General features: G+C 62.1%; 15 protein-coding genes. 9 read left to right on the forward strand and 6 right to left on the reverse strand.

Annotated elements, in window-relative coordinates; translation table 11 throughout:
- Positions 1-33: 33 nt before the first annotated feature.
- Positions 34-1,560 carry a cryptochrome/photolyase family protein gene (locus tag B7H23_RS06435; RefSeq protein WP_338044320.1) on the reverse strand — a complete coding sequence of 509 codons (1,527 nt, stop codon included), beginning with the start codon at positions 1,558-1,560 and terminating at the stop codon, positions 34-36.
- Positions 1,561-1,764: 204 nt separating this feature from the next.
- Between B7H23_RS06435 and B7H23_RS06440 the strand changes: the two genes are divergently transcribed.
- The 8 genes from B7H23_RS06440 to B7H23_RS06475 all read left to right on the forward strand — a co-directional run bounded on the left by B7H23_RS06440 (position 1,765) and on the right by B7H23_RS06475 (position 12,673).
- Positions 1,765-2,697: an ABC transporter permease subunit gene (locus B7H23_RS06440; protein ID WP_094076480.1), complete on the forward strand. Its 933-nt coding sequence runs from the start codon at positions 1,765-1,767 to the stop codon at positions 2,695-2,697.
- Positions 2,697-4,358 (forward strand): high-affinity branched-chain amino acid ABC transporter permease LivM, encoded by a 1,662-nt coding sequence (livM, locus tag B7H23_RS06445; RefSeq protein ID WP_240534990.1) that lies wholly within the window; start codon positions 2,697-2,699, stop codon positions 4,356-4,358. Before B7H23_RS06440 ends, livM begins: the two co-directional genes overlap by 1 nt.
- A gap of 4 nt (positions 4,359-4,362) precedes the next feature.
- Positions 4,363-5,340, forward strand: coding sequence for an ABC transporter ATP-binding protein (locus tag B7H23_RS06450; protein WP_094076481.1), 978 nt, complete (start codon positions 4,363-4,365; stop codon positions 5,338-5,340).
- Positions 5,337-6,065, forward strand: a complete 729-nt coding sequence (locus tag B7H23_RS06455) for an ABC transporter ATP-binding protein (protein ID WP_094076482.1) — start codon at positions 5,337-5,339, stop codon at positions 6,063-6,065. Before B7H23_RS06450 ends, B7H23_RS06455 begins: the two co-directional genes overlap by 4 nt.
- 9 nt (positions 6,066-6,074) lie before the next feature.
- Positions 6,075-6,416 carry a DUF6867 family protein gene (locus B7H23_RS06460; protein WP_094076483.1) on the forward strand — a complete coding sequence of 114 codons (342 nt, stop codon included), beginning with the start codon at positions 6,075-6,077 and terminating at the stop codon, positions 6,414-6,416.
- Positions 6,417-6,550: 134 nt separating this feature from the next.
- Positions 6,551-7,756 (forward strand): branched-chain amino acid ABC transporter substrate-binding protein, encoded by a 1,206-nt coding sequence (locus B7H23_RS06465; protein ID WP_094076484.1) that lies wholly within the window; start codon positions 6,551-6,553, stop codon positions 7,754-7,756.
- A gap of 224 nt (positions 7,757-7,980) precedes the next feature.
- Positions 7,981-11,445: a pyruvate carboxylase gene (pyc, locus tag B7H23_RS06470; protein ID WP_094076927.1), complete on the forward strand. Its 3,465-nt coding sequence runs from the start codon at positions 7,981-7,983 to the stop codon at positions 11,443-11,445.
- 64 nt (positions 11,446-11,509) lie between these two features.
- Positions 11,510-12,673 carry an MFS transporter gene (locus tag B7H23_RS06475; protein WP_094076485.1) on the forward strand — a complete coding sequence of 388 codons (1,164 nt, stop codon included), beginning with the start codon at positions 11,510-11,512 and terminating at the stop codon, positions 12,671-12,673.
- Positions 12,674-12,739: 66 nt separating this feature from the next.
- Here the strand turns inward: B7H23_RS06475 and B7H23_RS06480 are convergent, their stop codons facing one another.
- From B7H23_RS06480 to B7H23_RS06500, 5 genes are all read right to left on the reverse strand, one after another.
- The gene (locus tag B7H23_RS06480; RefSeq protein WP_094076486.1) at positions 12,740-12,892 is read right to left on the reverse strand and encodes a DUF3309 family protein; all 153 of its coding nucleotides are present in this window, start codon (positions 12,890-12,892) and stop codon (positions 12,740-12,742) included.
- A gap of 107 nt (positions 12,893-12,999) precedes the next feature.
- Positions 13,000-15,273 (reverse strand): xanthine dehydrogenase family protein molybdopterin-binding subunit, encoded by a 2,274-nt coding sequence (locus B7H23_RS06485; RefSeq protein ID WP_094076487.1) that lies wholly within the window; start codon positions 15,271-15,273, stop codon positions 13,000-13,002.
- The gene (locus B7H23_RS06490) at positions 15,266-15,769 is read right to left on the reverse strand and encodes a (2Fe-2S)-binding protein (protein WP_094076488.1); all 504 of its coding nucleotides are present in this window, start codon (positions 15,767-15,769) and stop codon (positions 15,266-15,268) included. Before B7H23_RS06490 ends, B7H23_RS06485 begins: the two co-directional genes overlap by 8 nt.
- Positions 15,770-15,873: 104 nt before the next feature.
- Positions 15,874-17,007, reverse strand: coding sequence for a patatin-like phospholipase family protein (locus B7H23_RS06495; RefSeq protein WP_094076489.1), 1,134 nt, complete (start codon positions 17,005-17,007; stop codon positions 15,874-15,876).
- Between the two features lie 201 nt (positions 17,008-17,208).
- Positions 17,209-17,568, reverse strand: coding sequence for a hypothetical protein (locus B7H23_RS06500; RefSeq protein ID WP_094076490.1), 360 nt, complete (start codon positions 17,566-17,568; stop codon positions 17,209-17,211).
- 190 nt (positions 17,569-17,758) lie between these two features.
- Here B7H23_RS06500 and ispG point away from each other — a divergent pair, with 190 nt between their 5' ends.
- Positions 17,759-19,009 (forward strand): flavodoxin-dependent (E)-4-hydroxy-3-methylbut-2-enyl-diphosphate synthase, encoded by a 1,251-nt coding sequence (ispG, locus tag B7H23_RS06505; protein ID WP_094076491.1) that lies wholly within the window; start codon positions 17,759-17,761, stop codon positions 19,007-19,009.
- The last annotated feature ends 3 nt before the right edge of the window (positions 19,010-19,012 follow it).

Below are 19,012 nucleotides of genomic sequence, written 5' to 3' on the forward strand. Positions count from 1 at the left end.
ATGAGGGCGGTGCCGTGCCGCCCTTTTTTGTTGTCAAAGCGCGTCGAGAAACCGTTTGGCGTCTTCGCGGATCGTCTCGACCTTCTCGTCATCGAACCGGTCCAGCGTCTTGTACATCATGCCGATACGCGGATTGTCCTTCAGCCTGTCGCGATTGCGGTCGAGGAAGTCCCAATAGAGATAGTTGAAGGGGCACGCATCCGGTCCGTGCCTGCGTTTGACCGCATAGTCGCAATGGACGCAGTAATCGCTCATCTTGTTGATGTAGCTGCCGGAGGCGGCATAGGGCTTGGATGCGAACAGGCCGCCATCGGCGAAGAGGATCATGCCGACGACATTGGGCATTTCGACCCATTCATAGGCGTCGTGATAGACGATCAGATACCATTCCTGCACCTCCTTCGGATCGAGACCGGCCAGAAGGCAGAAATTGCCGATGACCATCAGCCGCTGGATATGGTGGGCGTAGGCATTGTCGCGGGTCTCGGCAATGGACTGCTTCATGCAGTTCATCTTCGCATCCCCGGTCCAGAAGAAGTCGGGCAAGGGCCGTTGCGCCAGCAATTTGTTCGACCGGCCATAGCCGGGCATCTGGCTCCAATAGACGCCGCGAATAAATTCGCGCCAGCCGATGATCTGGCGGATGAAGCCTTCCGCGGCATTGATCGGCACATGGCCCGCCCGCCAGGCCTGCTCGGCCTTCTCGACCGCTTCCATCGGCGAGAGCAGCCCGCAATTGATGAGCGCCGACAGGTGGGAGTGGAAAATGAGCGGGCGGCCCTGTTTCATCGCGTCCTGATATCGACCGAAGCAGGGCAGGGCCTCTTCGATGAACCAGTTGAGATAGTGCGTGGCCTGTCGCCGCGTGACCGGATAGGCGAAATTGTCCAGCGTGCCGAAATGATCCGAAAACCGGCTTTCGACCAGATCGATCACCTCCTGCGTGATCGCGTCGACCGTCCAGTCGGGCCGGTCCGGGATTTCGACCTGGCCATCGAGGGGCTCGCGATTGTCCTTGTCATAGTTCCACTGCCCGCCAGCCGGCTCGCCATCCTCCATCATGATGGCGTACTTCCTGCGCATGGTGCGGTAGAAATATTCCATGCGCAGCGTCTTGTTGCCCTCGGCCCAGTCGCGAAATTCCTCATGGGTGCACAGGAAGCGGTCGTCCGCCCGCACCTCGACCGCGCAGTCGAACATTTCGACCCAGCCCTCGATCATCTGCTGGACGCGCCATTCGCCGGCTTCGGTAACGACGATCCGATCCGGCGCGAATTCGTTCACCGCATCTATGAGCGCCTGGGTGAAGCTTTGCGGACCATTCGCCTCGTCGAGCTTGCGATAGTGCACCGCGTATCCCCGTTCTTCCAGGTCGGCGGCGAAATGACGCATTGCGGAAAAAAGAAAAGCGATCTTTTTCTTGTGGTGCTTCACATAGGTGGCTTCGTCCGACAGTTCGGCCATCAGGACGATGTCATTACGTGGATCGGCGTCGCGCAGCGTGGCAATGTCGGTGGAAAGCTGATCGCCGAGAATCAGGCGAAGTGTCCTGGGCATCATCCACCATCCTTCATGGCACGCGCGAAGCGGGAGCGAATCATGACCTAGCGCGGCATGACCGGTTCGCCAGCGACCGCACCGCACAATATCTAAGCGATACCTCAAGCTGTGGAAAAAATAGGCGGAAGGGGGTTGGCGCGCCTTAAATTCTAAGATTATTGTCACCCAAACAGGCCGCCGGCCCATGGGGATACCGAACCTTCAATGGAATATTTCATACAGCAGCTCATCAATGGGCTGACGCTTGGCTCTATCTACGGGCTCATCGCCATCGGCTATACGATGGTCTACGGCATTATCGGCATGATCAATTTTGCTCATGGCGATATCTTTACTGTGGGCGCCTATGTGGCGCTCGCCGTCATTCTCCTTCTCGGCATTAGTGGCGCAACGGGCGCCACCATGCTGGTTCTCGCGCTATTGCTGGTGCTGGTGATCTCGATGGTGTTCACAGCCGTATGGGGCTGGACGGTCGAGCGGATCGCCTATCGGCCACTGCGCGGATCGTTTCGCCTTGCGCCGCTCATCACGGCCATCGGCATGAGCATTGTTCTGCAGAACTTCATTCAGGTGACGCAGGGTGCGCGCGTCAAGCCGATCCAGCCGATCATTTCCGGCGGTATTCCGCTGTTCGACGGGCGCAGCGATGGTGGCATCATCGTGCAGCTTTCCTGGATGCAGCTTCTGATCATCGTCTCGACATTCGTTCTGATGGTCGGGTTCACGTTCCTGATCACCAAAACAGCGCTCGGACGATCGCAGCGGGCCTGCGAGCAGGATCAGAAAATGGCGGCGCTGCTGGGCGTCGACGTCGATAAGACGATCAGCCTGACCTTCGTGATGGGCGCCGCGCTCGCCGCCGTGGCCGGACTGATGTTCCTGCTGCTCTATGGCGTGCTGGACTTCTACATCGGGTTCCTTGCCGGCATCAAAGCGTTCACCGCGGCCGTGCTGGGCGGAATCGGATCGCTGCCCGGCGCCATGCTCGGCGGCATCGTGCTCGGCCTGATCGAAGTGTTCTGGAGCGCTTACTTCTCCGTGGAATACAAGGATGTGGCGGCGTTCTCGATCCTCGCCATCGTGCTGATCTTCATGCCGAGTGGTCTTCTCGGCAAGCCGGAAGTGGAGAAGGTCTGATGGCGGGCGAAACCGAGAGCGGAACCGGCCAGGATCAGCCGGTCGCGACCACGCATCCCGAAGGGGCGCAGATCAAGACGGAAGAGCGGGCCGAAGCCCCGAACCTCGTTGTCAGCACCGGGCCGCGCGGTTTGTCGGAGCGCGTGAAGCAGGCGGCGATCGCCACCTTCATCACCGCTGTTTTGGCCTTCTTCTTCTTCCCGATCCGCACCAGCATTGCGCCTGGCGGGCTCGACATTACCTGGCGCTGGAGCCTCTATGCGCTGGCGCTGATCTTCGCCTTTTTCGGCAAGCTTCTCGTCGACGCCTATCTGCTGTCGCCGGCGGGCCCACGCGTTCGGGCAATGGTCTCGGGGCTCTTCATTCTGGGCTTCGTGATCCTCTACGCCTGGCATCCGCTTGGCGACATTCTGTTCGGCACGGGCCAGTTCGAAGAGCTTCTCGGATCGATCCTCATCGGTACGGTGTTCGGCGCTATTCTGCTGGGGCTGGTCGTTCTCATTTCCCGGGCGACCGGCAAGATCGGCACGGCCGCAACGGGTGTCGCCGCTCAGAAGAAGGCCGACCGGATCAGCACCTTCGGCAAATGGGCGCTGCGCGTGCTCTTCGTCGTGGCGCTCATGCTGCCGTGGATCGTCATGTTCCTCTTCCCCAATCGCGACCGTCAGCTCATCGATATTTCGATCCTGATCCTGACCTATGTGATGCTGGGCTGGGGGCTGAATATCGTGGTGGGCCTCGCCGGCCTCCTCGATCTCGGTTACGTCGCGTTCTACGCCGTCGGCGCCTATGCCTATGCGCTTCTGGCGCAGTATTTCGGCTTCGGCTTCTGGATGGCGCTGCCGCTGGCGGGGCTTTTCGCCGCGATGTGGGGCATCATGCTGGGCTTTCCGGTTCTGCGCCTGCGCGGCGACTATCTCGCCATCGTGACGCTGGCTTTCGGTGAGATCATCCGCGTGGTGCTTCTGAACTGGTCGGAGTTCACGGGCGGGCCAGACGGGATCGGCCGCATTCCAAAACCGACCCTGTTCGGCATCGAGTTCAATCGAGGCGAGGGCGGCTTTGCCGATATTTTCGGCCTCGACTACGACACCATCCACCGGTTCATCTTCTTCTACTACATCATCTTCGTGCTGGCGCTGATCACCCATTTCGCCACGATGCGGCTGCGCCGGCTGCCGGTCGGACGCGCATGGGAGGCCTTGCGCGAAGACGAGATCGCCTGCCGCTCGCTCGGCATCAACACCACGCTCGTCAAGCTGTCGGCCTTCTCGATCGGCGCGATGTTCGGCGGTTTCGCCGGCTCGTTCTTCGCCACCCGGCAGGGCTTCATCAGCCCGGAGAGCTTCACCTTCATCGAAAGCGCGATCATCCTGGCCATCGTCGTCCTTGGCGGCCTCGGCAGCCAGATCGGTGTCGTGTTCGCCTCCATCGTGATGATCGGCGGGATCGAATTGCTGCGCAATATCGGCTTCCTGTCGGTGGTGTTTGGCGAGAATTTCGATCCGACACAGTTCCGCATGTTGATCTTCGGCCTTGCCATGGTGCTGATCATGGTCTGGAAGCCGCGCGGATTGATCTCGGCGCGCCAGCCCAGCGCGGTCTATAAGGAACGCAAGAGTATCGGAGCCGACGTCGTCGCTCAGGGCGAGGGGCACTAATCCAATGAATGTGACCACGACATCCCGGTATCCCTGGGAAAACGATCCCCTTCTGACCGTCGAGAACCTGACCATGCGGTTCGGCGGCCTCGTTGCGGTGGACAATCTGTCCTTTACCGTCGGGCGCGGCGACATCACCGCGCTGATCGGGCCGAACGGCGCCGGCAAGACCACCGTCTTCAACTGCGTGACAGGGTTCTACAAGCCGACGGAAGGCCGCATCGTGATGCGCCACGGTCCGGGCCGGCGCGACGAAGCGGTGGAGGAACTGACCGATTCGGCAGCGCGCTACGCCCGTCAGGAGGACGGCGCCGTCTTCCTGCTGGAACGGATGCCGGATTTCACCATCAGCAGCACGGCAAAGGTGGCGCGGACGTTCCAGAACATCCGTCTTTTCGGGGGCATGACCTGTCTGGAAAACCTTCTGGTCGCCCAGCACAATCCGCTGATGCGGGCATCGGGCTTTTCGATCGCCGGCCTTCTGAACCTGCCCTCCTACCGCTCGGCGGCGAAGGAGGCGAAGGATCGCGCGATCTACTGGCTGGAGCAGTGCCAGCTGATCCATCGCGCCGACGACCCGGCGGCGGATCTGCCCTATGGCGATCAGCGGCGTTTGGAAATCGCCAGAGCGATGTGCTCAGAGCCGCATCTTCTGTGTCTGGACGAGCCGGCGGCTGGTCTGAACCCCCGTGAATCGGCCGAACTCAATGCGCTGTTGCAGTTCATCCGCTCGGAGACGGGCACGTCCATTCTGCTGATCGAACACGATATGGGCGTGGTGATGAAGATTTCCGACCACGTCGTGGTGCTCGATTACGGGCGCAAGATCGCCGACGAGACAGCGGATGCGGTTCGCAACGATCCGAAGGTGATCGCCGCCTATCTTGGCGTCGACGATGAATCTGAGATCGACGACGAAGACATTCGCGCCGATCTGCATCGCGGCGAACACCAGGCCGGAACCCAGGGAGGCGAGGCATGAGCGCGCACCCGATGCTGAAGGTCGAGGGCCTTCATGCCGCTTATGGCAAGATCGTCGCCTTGCGCGGTGTGGATGTGGAAGTCGCCAAGGGCGAGATCGTCACGTTGATCGGCGCCAACGGCGCCGGTAAATCCACTTTGATGATGAGCATTTGCGGCACGCCGCGCGCCAAGGCCGGTCAGATCCTGTTCGACGGGGAAGACATCACGACCACGCCGACGCATCTGATCATGCGCAAGGGGATCGCACAGTCGCCGGAAGGGCGGCGCATCTTCGCCCGCATGACGGTGATGGAAAACCTGCAAATGGGCGCCAGCCTCGTCGACGAACAGTACTTCGACGAAGATCTGAACAAGGTGTTCGACCTTTTCCCGCGTCTGAAGGAGCGTTCGGCCCAGAGAGGCGGCACGCTGTCCGGAGGCGAGCAGCAGATGCTGGCGATCGGGCGCGCGCTGATGAGCCGGCCGAAAATGCTGATGCTGGACGAGCCGTCGCTTGGCCTGGCGCCGCTGATCGTCAAACAGATTTTCGAGGCGGTGCGCGAACTGAACCGCAATGAGGGGCTGACCGTCTTCTTCGTGGAACAGAACGCGTTTCATGCGCTCAAACTGGCCCATCGCGGCTATGTTCTCGTGAATGGCGAGATCACCATGACGGGCACGGGCGCGGAACTGCTCAAGCGGGAGGATGTTCGCGCGGCCTATCTCGAAGGCGGCGCGCATTAGGAGGTTTCTATGAACCCGATCTGGGAAGTTGGTCTAGCGGACTTTCTGCTCGTCACGGTCTTTCTGGGCGGCGGGGCCGCGTTCATGACCGGTCGTGCCGCCGCAGCAGACTGGCGCGGTCCGCGCGAACTGGGCCTTTACGTGCTGCTGCTCGGCTGTGCCGTGCGGTTCTTACACTTCGCTCTCTTCGAGGGCACATTGCTGCAGCCCTACTATTATCTGATCGATGTTCTGGTCCTCGCCGGCTTTGCATGGCTTGGCCGCCAATTGACCCGCGCAAAGCAGATGAGCCAGCAATACAGCTTCACTTTTGAAAAGAGTTCGCCACTGACCTGGAAGCGAAAGTCTTGAAATTCCAGCGCGGTGCCCCCTTTTCAACGGCAGCGTGATACGCTTTCATGCGTTTCACAGGGACTAGGGAGGCAGCCGGCACACACCCACCGTGCTGCAGGCCCGACAAAAACAGGGTGGAATTTGGAGCGAACATGAAGAAACTACTTCTTGCTGGCGTGGCCCTCGGTTTCATGGGTGCGGCGCCCGCTTCCGCTGAAATTCTCGTCGCTGTGGCCGGACCGATCACGGGTCAATACGCATCCTTCGGCGCTCAGATGCAGGCTGGCGCCGAACAGGCCGTCGCCGACATCAACGAAGCCGGCGGCGTCAACGGCGAAATGCTGAAACTGGTCGTGGGTGACGATGCCTGCGATCCGAAACAGGCCGTGGCCGTCGCCCAGGATTTCGCCTCGCAGGGCGTGGCCTTCGTGGCCGGGCACTTCTGCTCGGGCTCGTCGATCCCCGCTTCCTCGGTCTATGCCGATGAGGGTATCATTCAGATCACGCCGGCCTCCACCAACCCGGCCTATACGGACGATCGCCCCGGACCCGGTATCTATCGCGTCTGCGGACGCGACGATCAGCAGGGTGAAACGGCCGGCGCGTATCTCGCCAAGAACTTTGCCGACGCCAATATTGCGGTCATCAACGACAAGACCGCTTACGGCAAAGGCCTCGCCGATCAGACACAGGCGGCCATGGAAGCTGCAGGCAAGGACGCTACGGTCGTCGAATCCTACAGTGCCGGTGAAAAGGACTACTCGGCCCTGATCTCCAAGCTGAAGGAAGAGGGCGTGACCGTCCTTTATGTCGGCGGTTATCACACCGAAGCCGGTCTGATGGCCCGTCAGGCCAAGGAACAGGGCATGGACCTGCAGATCGTTTCCGGCGATGCGCTCGTCACCGACGAGTACTGGGCCATCACCGGCGATGCCGGCGAAGGCACGCTGATGACCTTCTCGCCCGATCCGCGCAACAATGAAGGCGCGGCCGAGATCGTCAAGGAACTGGAAGATGCCGGTAAGCCGACCGAGGGCTATGTGCTCTACACCTATGCGGCGATCCAGGCCTTCAAACAGGCGGCCGAAACGGCAGGCTCCACCGAGTTCGACGCCATGGTGACGGCGCTGGACGATGGCGAGTTCGACACGGTGCTCGGCAATCTCAGCTTCGACGACAAGGGTGACGTCTCGCTTCCGGGCTACGTCTTCTATGAGTGGAGCGGTGGCAAGTACACGCAGATGGACACTGCGATGGCCGACACCGGCATGGAGAAGAAAGACGACGCATCGATGGAAAAGACCGACGATGCCGCTAACGACAATATGGAAGCTGGCGAAGAAAAGAAGGCTCAGTAATCCATTACGTCCGATCCTTCCGGCTTCGGCCGGGAGGGCCTCTATAGAACGGGTCCGGCAATCGCCGGGCCCGTTTTTTTGCAAGGCACCCAATCGACGATGCGCTTGAGTGCCCCAGCGGCATCATGTAGTTCATCTTGCGTTGCAGCAAATTCTTCTGCGCCTGCCTTCTAACTTCGGTGCCGGTTAGCGCCTGCGCCCTTCTGTTCCAAGGATCCGCCAACGTGAAGATCAAGAAGCTCCTCGTCGCCAACCGCTCCGAAATCGCCATCCGCGTTTTTCGCGCCGCCAATGAACTCGGTATCGAGACGGTCGCCATATGGGCCGAAGAGGACAAATATGCGCTGCACCGGTTCAAAGCCGACGAGAGTTACCAGATCGGTCGGGGTCCGCACCTGAAGACGGATCTCGGGCCGATCGAAAGCTATCTGTCGATCGACGAGGTGATCCGCGTCGCCAGGATGGCCAAGGTGGACGCCATCCACCCCGGTTACGGCCTTTTGTCGGAGAGCCCGGAATTTGCCGACGCCTGCGCCGAGGCCGGCATCGTCTTCATCGGCCCGAAGCCCGACACCATGCGCCGCCTCGGCAACAAGGTCGCCGCGCGCAACCTGGCCGTCGAGGTCGGTGTGCCAGTCGTGCCCGCGACGGAGCCCTTGCCGGAGGATATGGATAAGGTCGCCGAAATGGCCGAGGAGATCGGCTATCCGGTCATGCTCAAGGCGAGCTGGGGCGGCGGCGGGCGCGGCATGCGCGCCATTCGCTCGGCGGATGATCTTGCCCGGGAGGTGACCGAAGCCAAGCGCGAGGCCCGCGCCGCCTTTGGCAAAGACGAAGTCTATCTGGAAAAGCTGGTGGAACGGGCGCGGCACGTCGAGGTGCAGGTGCTGGGCGATACGCACGGCAATCAGGTGCATCTGTTCGAGCGCGACTGCTCGATCCAGCGGCGCAACCAGAAGGTGGTGGAGCGTGCGCCGGCCCCCTATCTCGACAATGCACAGCGGCAGGAGCTTTCGTCTCACGCGCTGAGGATCGCGGAGGCGACGGATTATATTGGCGCGGGCACCGTGGAGTTCCTGATGGATTCCGACACGGGCGCCTTCTATTTCATCGAGGTCAATCCACGCATTCAGGTGGAGCACACCGTCACCGAGGAAGTGACCGGCATCGACATCGTGAAAGCGCAGATCCGCATCCTGGAGGGCGAGGCCATCGGCACGCCGGAAAGCAAGGTGCCGGCGCAGGCCGACATCAAGCTGAACGGCCATGCGCTGCAATGCCGCATCACGACCGAGGACCCCGAACAGAACTTCATTCCCGATTACGGCCGCATCACCGCCTATCGCGGGGCGACCGGCTTCGGCATTCGGCTTGATGGCGGCACGGCCTATTCCGGCGCGGTCATCACGCGCTTCTACGATCCGCTTCTGGAGAAGATCACAGCCTGGGCGCCGACGCCGGAAGAGGCCATCGCGCGGATGGACCGCGCGCTACGCGAATTCCGCATCCGCGGCGTGGCGACGAATCTGACCTTCCTCGAGGCGATTATCAGCCATCCGAAGTTTCAGGATAACAGCTACACCACGAAGTTCATCGACAATACGCCCGAACTGTTCTCGTCGGTGAAGCGGCAGGACCGTGCGACCAAGCTTCTGCGCTATGTGGCGGATGCGACGGTGAACGGTCATCCCGAAACGCGTGGCCGGCCACGCCCGCCAGCGGATGCGTCTGCACCGGTGCCACCCTATTTCGACGGCGCCGCGCCGGATGGCGCGCGGCAGGTCTTCGAAACGAGGGGTGCGAAGGGATTTGCCGAATGGATGCGTGAGCAGACCCGCGTACTCGTCACCGACACGACGATGCGCGACGCTCATCAGAGCCTGCTTGCCACCCGCATGCGCAGCCACGACATCACGGCGATCGCCGGCACTTACGCCCGCGCTCTGCCGCAGCTCCTTTCGCTGGAGTGCTGGGGCGGCGCGACGTTCGACGTGTCCATGCGCTTCCTGACCGAAGATCCGTGGGACCGGTTGAGCGCGATCCGCGAGGCGGCGCCGAACATGCTCACGCAGATGCTGCTACGCGGCGCCAATGGCGTCGGCTACACCAATTATCCGGACAATGTGGTGCGCTATTTCGTGCAGCAGGCGGCAGAGGGCGGCGTCGACATCTTCCGCGTCTTCGACTGTCTGAACTGGGTGGAGAACATGCGCATCGCCATGGATGCGGTTGGCGAAAGCGGCAAGATCATCGAAGCGGCGCTTTGCTATACGGGCGACATTCGCGATCCCGACCGCTCCAAATACGATCTGAAATACTACGTTTCGCTTGCCAAGGAGCTTGAGGATGCCGGCGCGCACGTTCTGGCCGTCAAGGATATGGCGGGCCTGCTGAAGCCGGCAGCGGCAACGGTACTGTTCAAGGCGCTGCGTGAGGCGACGGACCTTCCGATCCATTTCCATACGCACGATACGAGCGGCATCGCGGCCGCCTCGATCCTGGCGGCGGTCGATGCCGGCGTCGACGCGGTCGACGCGGCCATGGATTCGTTCTCCGGCAATACCAGCCAGCCCTGCCTCGGCTCCATCGTGGAAGCGCTGTCGGGCACCGAACGCGATACCGGTCTCGATCCCGCGTGGATCCGGCGGATCAGCTTCTACTGGGAAGCGGTACGCGCGCAATATGCCGCATTCGAGAACATCTCCCAGAGTCCGGCCTCGGAAGTCTATCTGCACGAGATGCCTGGCGGTCAGTTCACCAATCTGAAGGAGCAGGCCCGCAGCCTCGGCCTGGAAAGCCGCTGGCACGAAGTCGCGCAGGCCTATCACGACGTCAACATGATGTTCGGCGATATCGTCAAGGTGACGCCGTCCTCCAAGGTCGTCGGCGATATGGCGCTGATGATGGTGAGCCAGGATCTCACCATCGCCGATGTGAAGGATCCGAACCGGGACATCGCCTTTCCCGACAGCGTGGTCTCAATGATGCGGGGCGATCTCGGGCAGCCGCCGAACGGCTGGCCGGACGATATTCAGAAAAAGGTGCTGAAGAGCGAAGATGCCTATACGGTGCGGCCGGGTTCGCGCCTGCCGGATGCCGATCTCGCCGAGGAGCGCAAAACAATCGAGGAGAAGCTGGGCCATTCCATCGATGACCGGCGCTTTGCCTCCTATCTGATGTATCCGAAGGTCTTCACCGACTTCATGACCGTCCGCGAAGAATACGGGCCGGTCGATGCGCTGGCGACCCCGATCTATTTCTACGGCCTGCCGGTCGAGGAAGAGACCTATATCACCATCGAGCAGGGCAAGACGCTGACCGTCCGCACGCTTGCCGTCGGCGAAACCGACGAGAAGGGCGAGAAGACCGTCTTTTTCGAGTTGAACGGCCAGCCGCGCCGGGTCAAAGTGCCGGACCGCCTGCATGGCGGCGATGCGGTGAAGGCGCGGGCCAAGGCGGAAGCCGGAAATACCGCGCATATCGGCGCGCCCATGCCGGGCGTCATCTCCTCGGTGGCGGTGAAAACCGGGCAGGACGTGAAAGCCGGTGATGTTCTTGTCTCGATCGAGGCGATGAAGATGGAAACCGCGCTTCACGCCGAAGCGGACGGGAAGGTGGCGGACGTGCTGGTTGCGCCGGGCGACCAGATCGACGCCAAGGATCTGCTGGTGCGGATGGAGGCGGGCTGAGCGGTTTCAGCCGTAACGAAGTCGAAGAAAGCGAGGGCGCTTGGGCGTTGTCGGGGCGAAAGTCATGCCGGAAACCCGATGGCCGCTTGCGCGGATCGCCATCGGTTGCGCCTTTTTACAGTCGGGCCTGATCGTCGGATGCTGGGTGCCGAAAATTCCTGAATTCGCCGAGCGCATGGGCGTCGGCGAACGGGGGCTGGGACTCTTCATCTTTTTCTTCGGCATCGGCTCGCTGACGACCATGCCGCTTGCGGGCCGCTGGATCGTCCGCAGCGGCGCACGGGTGCCATTGCTTATCGCTCTTTGGCTGAGCCTTCTGGTTCTGCCGGTTTTGACGCTCGCGCCCGGACCGGTGGTCGGCGGCATCTCGATCTTTCTGTCCGGGGCGGTGATCGGGCTCGTCGAGGTCAGTATGAACAGTGCGGCAGCGGAAACCGAACGCCATATGGGCCGACCCATCATGAGCGCCTGCCATGGGTTCTGGTCGCTCGGCGGGTTCTTCGGCGCGGCCAGCGGTGGCTGGCTGATCGCCTATTACGGGTTGTGGGGGCAAACGGCGGTGGCCACGCTGGCCGCCCTGCTTCTGACCGTCGTGGCGTCGCTCTGGCGTGAATCCGACCCATCGCATCGGTTCGACGCCGAGAACGGAAAGCGCGGGACCAACTGGCCGCTGGCCGCGCTTCCCTATCTTATCGCCGGGCTGGCGCTGATCGCCTATGTAACGGAAGGTGCGCTTCTGGACTGGAGCGCCTTGTTCCTGCGCGAAGAGCGCGCGGTGCCAGTGGCGCTTTCGGGCTACGCTTTCGGCTTCTTTTCGGCGGCAATGGCGCTCATGCGTTTTGTCGGTGATCCGCTCAGGCGGCGGTTCAGCCTCTGGTGGTTGCTTGGCGGCGGTGCGGTGGTTGGCTGTGCCGGCCTGTTCCTCTTCGGCATGGCGACGTCGTTGCCGCTGATTCTCGTCGGCGCGGTGCTGGTCGGCATCGGTCTCAGCAATATGGTGCCGGTGCTGTTCGTTCTGTCCTCGTCCATTCCTGGCGTTCCCGCCGCAACCGGTATCGCTATCACTTCGACGATCGGGTTTTCCGGCATTTTGCTGGCGCCGTCCGTGATCGGACTGATCGCATCGTGGACAAGCCTGGGCGCCGTGATGGTCAGCCTGTCGGCGCTTCTTTTGATCTTCCTTGCGGTGTTGCCGCTCGTTCGAAGCCGGGTCGCGCCCGGGAACTGAACGCAAAAAGAAACGCCCGGCGGGACAAGCCGGACGTTTCTCTGGAGGTCAAATCCTGTCTGTCGGTCAGATGTAACCGACCAGCACCAGAATGATCACGATGATCAGTATGACACCGAGAATGCCTATCGGTCCGTTACCGAAACGGCCGCGGGCCGGAATGGCGCCCAGCAGCAGCAGGACCAGAATGACAAGAAGAATAATGCCGAGTGTGCTCATTTCAAATCTCCCCAATTATTGAATGGAAATGCGGCAAGCGGCGATTTGTTCCATGTTGACAGGGCCATAGGAAGTTTCGCGTTGAAACCTCTTGGGGCGGCCCCGATCTAAGCGAAAGTGACGGCCTTGTTCAGCGGTAGGGTGCGAACCCGCTCGCCGGTCAGCGCAGCCACAGCGTTTGCAAGGGCGGGCGCGGCCGGCGGCGTGCCCGGTTCGCCAACACCGCCCATGAAGGTCTGCCGGCGACTGAGCGAGACCTCGATGGAGGGGCACTGATGATACCGCATCATCGGGTAGGTATCGAAATTGCCCTGCTCGACAGCGCCGTCCTTCAGGGTGATCTCCTGCATCATCGCCGATGAAAGGCCGAAGACGATACCGCCGGACAATTGCGCGCGGACAATGGCCGGATCGAGCACAAGCCCGCAATCGGCGGCACACCAGACCTTGTCGATCGAGATGCGCTCGTCGTCGTCCCGCGACACTTCAACGATCTGGGCGACGGAGGTGTTGAAGGAGAAGCAGAACGCCAGGCCCTGCGCGCGGTTCGGCCCGACCGAGCCGCCCTGCCAATTCGCCATCTCGCCGACCTTGCGCAGCACCGCCTTGGCAGGCTCGAATCCGTCGAGCAGCGACAGGCGCAGTTCAAGCGGGTCGCGGTCCGCCGACCGGGCGATCTCGTCCAGAAAACACTCCATGAAGAACGCATTGTTGGAATTGCCGACCGAGCGCCAGAAGCCGACATTCAGAGGCAGATCGATCTCGGGCGTCGAAACGCGGAAGTTCTCCAGCCGATAGGGCTGGTTGCCCGCGCCCTCGCTCATCGTCGCATCCTGGCCGAAAGCGGACATGCCCATCCGACCCATCAGCGACCCCAGAATGGAGGGCGAGGCGAGTTGCATGTCGAGCGCGGCGATCGCGCCATCACCGTCCAGCCGGGCTCGGCATCGCGCACGGGCCGGCGGGCGATAGAGATCGTGGCGGGTGTCCTCTTCGCGGCACCATGTCACCTTGACCGGGATGCCATCGGTGCGCTCGGCCATTTGCGCGGCGTAAAGCGCGAAGTCGAATTCGGCGCGTCGGCCGAAACCGCCACCCAGCATCATGGTGTGGACCCGGCAGTCTTCCTCGTCCAAGCCGAGCCCTTCCGCGCAGAAGCGACGGACCAGTGTCGGCGCCTGATTGCCGCACCAGATATCGAGTTTGCCGTCCTTCAGCCGTGCGGTCGCATTCATCGGCTCCATGGTGGCATGGGCGAGAAGCGGCACGGCGTAGTCCGCCGCCAGAATGTCGTCTTCCGCTGCTTCGGAGAAGATCGAATCCACATCGCCATCGTCGCGGTGAACGTCGCCGCCGCCGGCATCGAACGCCTCGTCAAAAGCAGCGTTCAGTTCGGTTTCGCCGTAGCTCTCCTCGCTCTCCCATTCGATGGCGAGCGCCTCGCGCGCCTTGAACGCCGTCCAGGTGTTGTCGGCGATGACGCCGAATCCCTCGCCATAGACGCTCGACAGCGGAACGACGGCGCGAACGCCGGGAATTGCCAGCGCGGCATTGCGGTCGGCCTTCTTTGCCTTGACGCCGGGCAGCGGGCCCATGGCGACGGTGCCGTAGAGCATCTCGTCGAAAGCCATGTCGACGCCGAAGATCGGCGCTCCCCTGACCTTGGCCGGGACATCGACACGGTGCTGGCTCCGACCGAGAATGGTCCATTCCGACGGATCGCGCGGCTCGATATCGGTAATCGGCTCGCGAAGGGCCGCAGCAGAGGCGAGTTCGGCATAACGGACCGAGCGTGGCCCGGAAGGGTCGATCACCGAACCGTTGCGTGTCTGAAGCGTCGAACGGTCGACGTTCCACACCTCGGCAGCAGTGGCCTTCAGGGTTTCCCGGGCGCAGGCCCCGGCAATGCGCATTCTGTCGAAGGCGTCGCGTGTCGAGGTGGAGCCGCCGGTCAACTGCATGCCCATCACCTTGCCGACGATGCCTGCGAACTGGCGGAACCCGTCGGCCATCATACCGTCGTCCCAGGGCTCGACCGGCATGGCGGACGTGATGAGGGCGGCGTTGTAATAGGCGCTGGAGGCAGGGCCGTGGATAACGGCGATATCCGACAGGCCGACATCGAGCTCCTCGGCGACGAGGGCCGCGAGCGTCGTCGTGACGCCCTGGCCCATCTCGGCGCGCGGCACGACGATCGTGACCGTGCCGTCTTCGGCGATCAGGACGAAGGGGTTGAGCGCAGTATCGCCGGAATCGGGATTGCCGCGAAACGGGTTTTCGAGCGGCTGGTTCACCCGCCAGGCTACGAAGGCGACGCCGGCGCCGATGGCCGCCGTACCCACCAAAAGCGTCCGTCGGGTGATGGTGCCGAGCTTACCCACGGTCGATTGTCCTTTCCGACGCATTCGCGGCCGGCGGGCCGGTTTCCTGGCCGGATGCACGTAAAATGGCCGCGCGGATCGCGGGATACGTGCCGCATCGGCAGTAATTGCCGGTCATCGCCCGGGCGATCTCTTCTTCGCTCGGTTCAGGGTTCTCCTCAAGCAGAGCCACGGCGCTCATGATCTGGCCGGCCTGGCAATAGCCGCATTGTGGCACCTGTTCGTCGATCCATGCCTGCTGAACCGGATGGGGCCGATCGCCGACCGCCAGACCCTCGATGGTGGTGATTGAGGCATCCTCGAGCGATCCCACGGGTGTGACGCATGAGCGGCGTGGCATGCCATCGACCATGACCGTACATGCGCCGCATTGGGCGATGCCGCAGCCGAATTTCGTTCCCATCAGGCCCAGAACGTCGCGCAATGCCCACAGCAGGGGCATTTCGGGATCGACGTCGAATTGGGCCGGCTGGCCGTTGACCGTCAGCTTCACCATAGGCTCCTTTGCGGCAAGGGCTGTCTCGGACCGCCCATATGCAATGAAGAGAATATAGGCAATCAATTCAATTGTCGCGTGTAGCGGCCCAGATAGTCAGCGCGTCAGCGGCTCACAAGTCCGCGTATCCGGTCCATCAGCATGGTTTTGACCTGTTTGTGCCGATAGGGTTGCAACAGTCGACCATCTTCCGTCAGGCCGGGAAGGTCGAACGTTTCCTCCCTGCCGACCCGATCGAGACAGCCGGTCATCCAGTCATCGGCCGCCGCACGGCCAAGGTCGCGCATATGGGTCAGAAACTCCCACTCCGCCGATACTTTCGAACTGGCGCCCAGTTCGTCCAAATGGCTGTCGCCATCGATCCGATGGAAACGCTGCAGTTTGACGGCGGATGGATCGAGCTTGCCCTCCGCTATCAGGCCACGGAACATGGCGATATCGCGCAATTCGCGCAAAAGGGTGGCGTTGAAGGTAATCTCGTCGACGCGGTTCTGAATGGACCGCGCGGTTTGCGGCACGCCCTGGCGAACAATCGGATTGATCTGAATCAGCAGTAGATCGGGATGATCGTTGGCGTCCCGAAGCGGAAAGAGCGCCGGATTGCCGCCATATCCGCCATCCCAATAATATTGCCCGTTAATCTCGACGGCGGGAAAGAGCGTCGGCAGGCAAGTGGAAGCGGCGATGACGCGCGAATCCAGCTCGTCATTGATGAAAAGGCGAAGCTGGCCCGTCTCCACATTCGTCGCTGCAATAAAGAGATCGATAGCGCATTTGCGCTGGATCAGATCGAAATCGATCTCCGCATCAACCACCTCTTTGAGAGGGTTGTGATTGAAAGGGTTGGCCATATTCGGCGATACGGTTCGCGACAGCGCTTCCAGCCAGTTGAAGCCGACCGTGTTTTCGACCGACCAATTGCCCCATGCCCGGTCCCACGGGTTCCGCTGGATCGGAGAGAATCGGCCCTTCAAACCGACGCGTCGCCAGACATCGTGCAGCTTCTGCCGCGCGCCTTCGCGCCCGTTCTCGGCCCAGCCATGCGCCAGCGCCACGGCGTTGACAGCGCCGGCCGACGTACCCGAGATCGCGGGGAATGCCAGGCGTCCGTCTTCGAGCAACCGGTCCAGAACGCCCCATGTGAAGGCGCCGTGACTGCCGCCGCCCTGAAGGGCCAGATTGACGAGCAGGCCATCTTTCGCCGTTATCGTGTTCCTGCAAAATGCGCTCTGATCCATATATGGTCGGTCCTTGTCGCTTCAGCCGGTGTCGTGGGGGTTCTATGGCTGTCGGCGTTTGTTCGGCTTCGCCCATCGGGTTGAAACGCGTCACCCTTAAATGGGTCCGCATAATCTCTTCGCAACTGCAGCATTTTATCATAACAAGAAAAAGGCCGCCGTGGAGGGCGGCCTTTCAATCATTGTTACGCCTGGCGCGTATCAGTTATCCGACGGTGGCGGCGTCGGCGTTCCGGGATAGTCGCGCTGTTCGGTCCTGGACGACTGGCTGAGGAAGAAGGTAGCCGCCAGGCCCACGAGCGCCACGCCCACGAGCGCTGCCGCAGCCGTTGTTCCCGGATTGTCGCTCGCCAGCCGCGAGCCGCGTTGATAGAAGCTTTTCGGCGGGTTGAAGTAGTCGCGGATGGTTTCGAAAACATCCTCGCCCGTGTGGCGGGTCGATGCGACGGCACGGCTCGATTTGCGTGATGCGTCGCGGCGCAGCGAAGCGATCTCGCCACGCAGAGCCTCAAGCTGTTCGGACAGATCGTCGCGCCAGTCGTTCTCGCGAAAGAAACTCATGAAAATATCCCTTTGATCCTCTAATACTGATCCTGCTTTTCAACGAAGCGGAATGAAACGGGTTCCATTCTTCCCCGTCTTCAATCACCGGCTTGACGCCTTTACGCGCTTGACGCAAGCGCTTCGGTAACCGACCTAGGAACGGAAGGGTTTCGACCCTGTCAGGACCGCGACGACAGAGAGGTTTGTCATGACCGCCATTCTCCGTGAGCCGCTTGCCCGCCGCCATTCGGTCGGGGTCAGCGTCGGAGGCGTGACCGTCGGTGGACAGGCGCCGGTGGTTGTCCAGTCGATGACCAATACGGATACGGCCGATATCGACGGGACGGTCGCGCAGGTCGCGGCGCTGCACCGCGCCGGCTCCGAGATCGTCCGCATCACGGTGGATCGCGACGAAGCAGCGACTGCCGTGCCGAAAATCCGCGAACGGCTGGAGCGGCTCGGCCTCGATGTGCCGCTCGTCGGCGATTTTCACTATATCGGACACAAGCTTCTGGCCGATCATCCGGCCTGCGCCGAAGCCCTTGCCAAATACCGCATCAACCCCGGCAATGTCGGTTTCCGCGACAAGCGCGACCGGCAGTTCGCCGAAATCGTCGAAATGGCGATCCGATACGACAAGCCGGTAAGGATCGGTGTCAATTGGGGGTCGCTCGACCAGGAACTGCTGACGCGGCTGATGGACGAGAACCAGGCGAATGGCTCGCCTCTATCGGCGCGCGAAGTGACGCGCGAAGCCATCGTCCAGAGCGCGCTCCTGTCCGCGGAACTCGCCGAGAGCATCGGCCTCGGGCGCGACAGGATCATCCTGTCGGCCAAGGTCAGCCAGGTGCAGGATCTGATCGCGGTCTACGCCATGCTTGCCGAGCGGAGCGATCACGCCCTTCATCTCGGCCTGACCGAGGCCGGCATGGGCACCAAGGGCGTCGTCGCTTCGTCGGCGGCGATGGGCATTCTGCTCCAGCAGGGGATCGGCGATACGATCCGCATTTCGCTGACGCCGGAGCCGGGAGGCGACCGCACCCGCGAGGTGCAAGTGGCGCAGGAACTTTTGCAGACCATGGGGTTCCGGCAGTTTCTGCCGGTGGTCGCGGCCTGCCCCGGATGCGGGCGGACGACATCGACCGTCTTTCAGGAACTGGCGCAGCGGATCGAGAGCGATCTGCGCGAACAGATGCCGCTCTGGCGCGAGAAATATCCCGGCGTCGAGGAACTGAAGGTCGCGGTGATGGGCTGCATCGTCAACGGGCCGGGCGAGAGCAAGCATGCCGATATCGGCATCTCGCTGCCCGGCACCGGCGAGAGCCCGGCAGCGCCGGTCTATGTCGAGGGGCGCAAGGCGGCCACGCTACGCGGCAACAATATTGCCGAGGATTTCCGCGCCATGCTCGCCGATTATATCGAGCGACGATTCGGCCGAAACGCCGACGCGGCGGAGTGAGGC

This window comes from Notoacmeibacter marinus (genome assembly GCF_002238045.1).
Lineage (GTDB): Bacteria > Pseudomonadota > Alphaproteobacteria > Rhizobiales > Rhizobiaceae > Notoacmeibacter > Notoacmeibacter marinus.